Raw genomic sequence first — 5,727 nt, forward strand, 5'->3', positions numbered from 1 at the left:
GCGCCGAAGGTTCCGGTCCCGAGCCCGGTGCCCTCCCGTCCGACGCCCACCCAGGGGAGAACCGATGAATCCAGACGACGACGCGGGCCGCAGCGGGTCACCCGTGTCCCGACGAGGCTTTCTGGGCGGCGGTGTCGCCGCCGCCACGGCGGCGGCACCGCTGTTGGCGACCGTGGCGGACGCCACCCCGGCCGCCGCCGAGGAGACCGGTCTCGTGACGGTGCGGGTCGAGGTCAACGGCGAACCGGTCACGGCGCGGGTCGATCCGCGCGCCACCCTGCTCGACACGCTCCGCGAGAGGCTGGGCCTCACCGGGACGAAGAAGGGCTGCGACCGCGGTCAGTGCGGGGCGTGCACCGTGCACGTCGACGGCCGACGGGTGCTGTCCTGCCTGACGCTGGCGGCCACCACCGACGACCGCACGGTCACCACGATCGAGGGCCTCGCCCAGGGCGACCGGCTGCACCCGATGCAGCGGGCCTTCATCGACCACGACGGTTTCCAGTGCGGGTTCTGCACCCCCGGGCAGATCATGTCGGCGGTCGCGCTGGTCGACGAGGGCCGCGCGGACTCCGACGACGAGATCCGCGAGCACATGTCGGGCAACATCTGCCGGTGCGGCGCCTACCCCTCCATCGTCGACGCGATCCAGGACGCGCGGCGGGTGATGCGCTGATGCGGCCCCACACCTTCACCCGGGTGCGTTCCGTCCGCGAGGCCCACGCGCGGGCCGGGGCGGACACCGCCTTCCTGGCCGGCGGCACCACCCTGGTCGACCTGATGAAACTCGACGTGATGACCCCGGCCCACGTCGTGGACATCAACCGCCTCCCCCTGCGCGGTATCACCCTCGACCGCGAGGGGCTGCACGTCGGCGCGCTGGAGCGGATGAGCGACGTCGCCGCCGACCGCACCGTGCGCCGGCACTTTCCGGTGATCGCCGAGGCGCTGGAGCTGAGCGCCTCCCCGCAGCTGCGCAACATGGCCAGCATCGGCGGGAACCTGCTCCAACGCACCCGCTGCGGCTACTTCCGCGACGTCTCGACCCCCTGCAACAAGCGGGAGCCCGGCACCGGTTGCTCCGCCCTGACCGGGGTGAACCGCACCCACGCGATCCTCGGCACCAGCGACGACTGCGTGGCGACCCACCCCAGTGACCTGGCCGTCGCCCTGGTGGCCCTCGGCACGGACGTGCACCTGGCCTCGGCCCGCGGTGCCCGCACCGTGCCGCTCGACGGGTTCTACCCACTCCCCGGCACCACACCCCAGGTCGAGAACGTGCTGCGTCCCGGCGAGCTCGTCACCGGCGTCTCCGTCCCCCGCGCGGCGTGGGCCGCACACTCCACCTACCTCAAGATCCGCGACCGGCAGTCGTACGAGTTCGCCCTCGCCTCGGCGGCCGTCGCCCTCGAACTGCGCGGCGACACCATCGCGCGGGCCAGGATCGCCGTCGGCGGGATGGGGACCAGGCCGTGGCGCCTGACCTCGGTCGAACGCGCCCTGGCCGGCCGCCCCGCCACCGAGGCCACCTACGAGTCGGCGGCCCGCGACGCGGCGGACGGCGCACGGACACTGCCGCACAACGCGTTCAAGCCCGCGCTGCTGCGACGCACCCTGGTCCGCGCCCTCACCGTCCTCCAGGAGCGGCGATGAACGGCCGGCACCCCATGGCCGCGCACCCGATCCGCGCGGCAGGCGGCGGCCGTGCTTGAACTCGCCGCCGCACTCCTCGCCCGCGTCCGCGACCGGACCCCGTTCGTGGCCGCCACCGTCACGAGCGTGGCCGGCAGCGCTCCCCGCCAGCCCGGCGCGTCGCTGGTCGTCGACGCGGACGGCGCCGTGCTCGGCAACGTGTCGGGCGGCTGCGTCGACTCCGCCGTCTACGAGACGTGCCGCGAGATGCTGACCGGGGACAGCCGGCCCAGGGTGGAGCGCTTCGGCTACACCGACGCCGACGCGCTCGACGTCGGCCTCACCTGCGGCGGCACCATCGAACTCGCCCTGAACCACCACGACCCCGGCGCCGACCCGCACCTCGGACCGGCCCTCACCGACGCCGCGCACGACAGACCGGTCGCCGTGGCCACCGTCGTGCGCGGCCCGGGCACCCGCCTCGGGCGGATGCTCGTCGTGCGCCCCGGCCGGCCCGGCGAGGGGACCCTCGGCGACGAACGGCTCGACCGGGTCGCCGCCGCCCACGCGACCGCCGTCCTGCACGCCGGCCGCACCGACACCGTCGACATCGGAACGGCCGACGGCCACTGCCGGGAACCGATGACCCTGCTGGTGGAGAGCAACACCCCGGCACCCCGCATGCTCATCTTCGGGGCGATCGACCACGCCGCCGCACTGGCCCGCGTCGGCGCCTTCCTCGACTACCGGGTGACCGTCTGCGACGCGCGGGCCACGTTCGCCACCCCCGACAGGTTCCCGGACGCCGACGAGATCGTCGTCGACTGGCCGCACCGCTACCTGGCGACCCAACGGCTCGACGCCCGGACGGTCGTCTGCGTCCTCACCCACGACGCCAGGTTCGACGTGCCGCTGCTCACCGCCGCGCTGCGGCTGCCGGTGGCCTACGTCGGGGCCATGGGGTCGCGACGCACCCACGAGACACGGCTGGCCCGGCTGCGCGAGGCCGGCCTCACCGGCCGCGAACTCGGCCGCCTGCACTCGCCGATCGGGCTCGACCTCGGCGCCCGCACCCCCCAGGAGATCGCGCTGTCGATCGCGGCGGAGATCGTGGCCCACCGGCACGGCGGTACCGGGGCGCCGCTGCGCACCGACGTTAAGAACCCGGAAGCCATCCACAGCAGTTGGGAGTCCCGATGACCACCTCCCCAGTCGGACGCGAGATCGATCGTGTCGACGGCCGGTTGAAAGTCACCGGCGCCGCCCAGTACTCCGGCGACTACCCGGCCCCCGACACGGCCTACGCCCACGTCGTCACCAGCACGATCGCGCGGGGCACGATCCGCGGCATAGACACGGCCGCCGCGCTGGCCGCTCCCGGAGTGCTGCGCGTGTACGCCGCGGAAGACACGCGCCTGAGTCTGTACCCGGTCGCGGACCCGTATCGCGGCCTTGCCGAGAGCTACCTCCCCCTGCGGGACACGACCGTCCGCTTCCACGGCCAGGCCATCGCCATGGTCGTCGCCGAGAGCGTCGAGCAGGCGCGCGATGCCGCGGCGCTGGTCACCGCGACCTACGACGCGCAGCCGCCACGCGCCTCCCTCGCGGACGGACCCCGCGTGCCGTCCGGCCCCACGCTCACCGGGTCGCCGAGCCAGGTCACCATCCTCGCCCCGGGCGTCGAGTCGATCGACGAGGCGCTCGCCGCCAGCGACGTCGTCGTGGAGGCCGAGTTCGAGCAGCCGATGCAGCACCACGTCGCGATGGAACCGCACGCCGTCCTCGCCGTCTGGGACGGCGACCAGGTGACCGTCCACGCCGGTGCGCAGATACCGTCGGCGTACGCGCTCGTGCTGTCCCAGCGGCTCGGCGTCCTCCCGCCGCAGGTCCGTCTGATCGGGAGGTACGTCGGCGGCGGTTTCGGCGCCCGGGTCGTGCTCTACAGCGACGCCCCCCTCGCCGCCGCGGCGGCCCGCGAACTGGGCCGCCCCGTCAGGCTCACCCTCACCCGGGAGCAGATGTTCACCCTGACCGGCCACCGCTCCCAGGTCACCCAGACCCTCGGACTTGGCGCGTCACGCGACGGGGTCCTCAACGCCGTCAGCCACGGGAGCGTCGCCCAGATGCCGGCCATCGGCGGCTTCACCATGACCCCGGCCCACGCCACCTCGGACACGCTCTACCCCACGCCGAACCTCCACATCGACCCGCGGCAGGTCATCCTCGACCTGCCCATCAGCCGGGCGATGCGGGGACCCAACGAGGCCCCCGGGGCGTTCGCCCTGGAGACGGCGATGGACGAACTGGCGGTCGCCACCGGTGTCGACCCCGTCGAGCTGCGGCTGCGCAACTACGCCACCGCCACCCCCACCACGGGCCGGCCGTGGTCGAGCAAGCACCTCGACGAGTGCTACCGCGACGGCGCACGACGCTTCGGCTGGTCCGCCCGCAGCGCCACGCCCCGCGCACGCGTCGACGGCCAGTGGCTGTTCGGCACCGGCATGGCCACCGCCGTGTACCCGGCCACCCGCCACCCCGCCAGCGTCCGGATCCGGCTGCTCGACGACGACACCGCGGTGGTGTCCACCGCGACCTCGGACCTGGGCACCGGCGCGTGGACCATGGTGGCCGTCGCCGGCGCCGACGCCCTGGGCATCCCACTGGAGCGGGTGACCCCCGAGATCGGCGACTCGGACCTGCCCCAGGGCGCACCCGCCGTGGGCTCCAGCGCCACGCACTCCACCGTCCCGCTGATCGTGGGCGCCGCCCGCGACACGATCGCCGAGCTCAAGCGACGCGCGGTGACCGACTCCGGCTCGCCGTGGCACGGAACGAACGCCGAGGACCTGCGCTACGAGCGGGGCAGCTTGCACGCGAACGGACGCTCGATGACGTTCGGCCAACTGCTCACCGCCCTCGGATCGCGGGGCGTCGACGCCACCGCCTCCGCGCCCGCCGGCGCTCCCGCCGGGTACGCCTACCACAGCTTCGGCGCCCACTTCTGCGAGGTGCGGGTCAACCGCCTCACCGGCGAGACCCGCGTCACCCGGTTCACCACCGTCGCGGACGTGGGCCGCGTCATCAACGTCCGGGCCGCCCGAAGCCAGATCGTCGGCGGCGTCGTCTTCGGCATCGGGCACGCCCTGCTCGAACACAACCCCCTCGAACCCGACACCGGGCGACTGGCCGCCAGCACGCTCGCCGACTACCTGGTGCCCGTCAACGCCGACATCCCCGACATCGACGTGCACCTCCTCGACCGGCCCGACCCCCTCCTCACCGGCCCGATCGGCGACGACGGCGGCGAAGTCGGAACCCGAAGCCTCGGCGCCCGCGGCCTCGGAGAGATCGGCACCGTCGGTTCGGCCGCCGCCGTCGGCAACGCCGTCTTCAACGCCACCGGCATCCGGGTACGCGACCTGCCCATCACCCTCGACAAACTCCTCTGACGGCGAGGGTGATGGCGTAGCCGCTCCGTCTTGTCGCTCGCGCGTTCGAGCGTATCGGCGGCGCGGCCGGCGCCTTTCGGGGGCGGTTCCTGCGCGGGGTCACCCGCCCCCACTGCGGGGTCTGCCGCTGTCCCCTCCCGCTGGCGGGCCCCGCCGATCGCCTACCGCCGTGGAGTGGGGTGGCTTCTCACCGGCTCAGGCGCAGGTGCCAGCCCTCCGCCACCGGCTCCAGCACCGGCGTATAGACGCCGAGACCCGGGCGACCGGCGCTGTGCCACGCGCCGATCCAGTCGCGCAGGATGCGCAGCGAGACGGAGTCGGGGTGATCGGCGACGAGGCGGCCGTCGTCGGTGAGGGCCGCGGCCGTGTCCGGGGCGGAGTGCCCAACGGCTACGGTGCCGGGTCCGAGGCCGGCGGTGGTCAGGTGCTCGTCGCTGGTGGACGCGATCCACAGCAACGCGCTGCGCCAGTCGACGTCGGGCGCGGGTTCGGTGTGGCCTGGGGTGAGGAGGCGGTCGAGGGTGGCACGGGCGCCGGTGTGGAGCCAGTCGTCGTTCTCGCGCCAGGCGATGGAGATCCAGCCGGGGTTGGGCAGGCGGGCCTCCCAGTCGACGCGGTGGCCCGGTAGGGAGAGGTCGGCGCGGGG

Annotated in this window: 4 protein-coding genes and 1 pseudogene; 4 read left to right on the forward strand and 1 reads right to left on the reverse strand. The window is 74.1% G+C overall.

Features of this window, described 5'->3' with window-relative positions; all coding sequences use genetic code 11:
• Positions 1-64 precede the first annotated feature (64 nt).
• From E1283_RS30370 to E1283_RS30385, 4 genes are read left to right on the forward strand one after another with little or no spacing between them, the layout of a single operon-like run.
• The gene (locus tag E1283_RS30370; protein ID WP_132821387.1) at positions 65-676 is read left to right on the forward strand and encodes a (2Fe-2S)-binding protein; all 612 of its coding nucleotides are present in this window, start codon (positions 65-67) and stop codon (positions 674-676) included.
• Complete coding sequence (locus tag E1283_RS30375) at positions 676-1,653, forward strand: FAD binding domain-containing protein (protein ID WP_132821388.1); 978 nt, start codon at positions 676-678, stop codon at positions 1,651-1,653. Before E1283_RS30370 ends, E1283_RS30375 begins: the two co-directional genes overlap by 1 nt.
• 51 nt (positions 1,654-1,704) lie before the next feature.
• Positions 1,705-2,832 (forward strand): XdhC family protein, encoded by a 1,128-nt coding sequence (locus E1283_RS30380; protein WP_132821389.1) that lies wholly within the window; start codon positions 1,705-1,707, stop codon positions 2,830-2,832.
• On the forward strand, positions 2,829-5,081 hold the full coding sequence (locus tag E1283_RS30385; protein ID WP_132821390.1) for a xanthine dehydrogenase family protein molybdopterin-binding subunit: 2,253 nt from the start codon (positions 2,829-2,831) through the stop codon (positions 5,079-5,081). Before E1283_RS30380 ends, E1283_RS30385 begins: the two co-directional genes overlap by 4 nt.
• A 187-nt stretch (positions 5,082-5,268) precedes the next feature.
• On the opposite strand, the pseudogene E1283_RS37635 reads toward E1283_RS30385, so the two are convergent.
• Positions 5,269-5,727 (reverse strand): annotated as a pseudogene (locus tag E1283_RS37635) (protein-L-isoaspartate O-methyltransferase family protein); the annotation flags it as partial.

Source organism: Streptomyces hainanensis (assembly GCF_004348415.1).
GTDB classification, from domain to species: Bacteria; Actinomycetota; Actinomycetes; order Streptomycetales; family Streptomycetaceae; genus Streptomyces; species Streptomyces hainanensis.

Bases quoted from the DNA above. Each gene is read 5' to 3' on its own strand.
- E1283_RS30370 (WP_132821387.1), top strand. From the start codon at position 65: ATGAATCCAGACGACGACGCGGGCCGCAGCGGGTCACCCGTGTCCCGA.
- E1283_RS30375 (WP_132821388.1), top strand. From the start codon at position 676: ATGCGGCCCCACACCTTCACCCGGGTGCGTTCCGTCCGCGAGGCCCAC.
- E1283_RS30385 (WP_132821390.1), top strand. From the start codon at position 2,829: ATGACCACCTCCCCAGTCGGACGCGAGATCGATCGTGTCGACGGCCGG.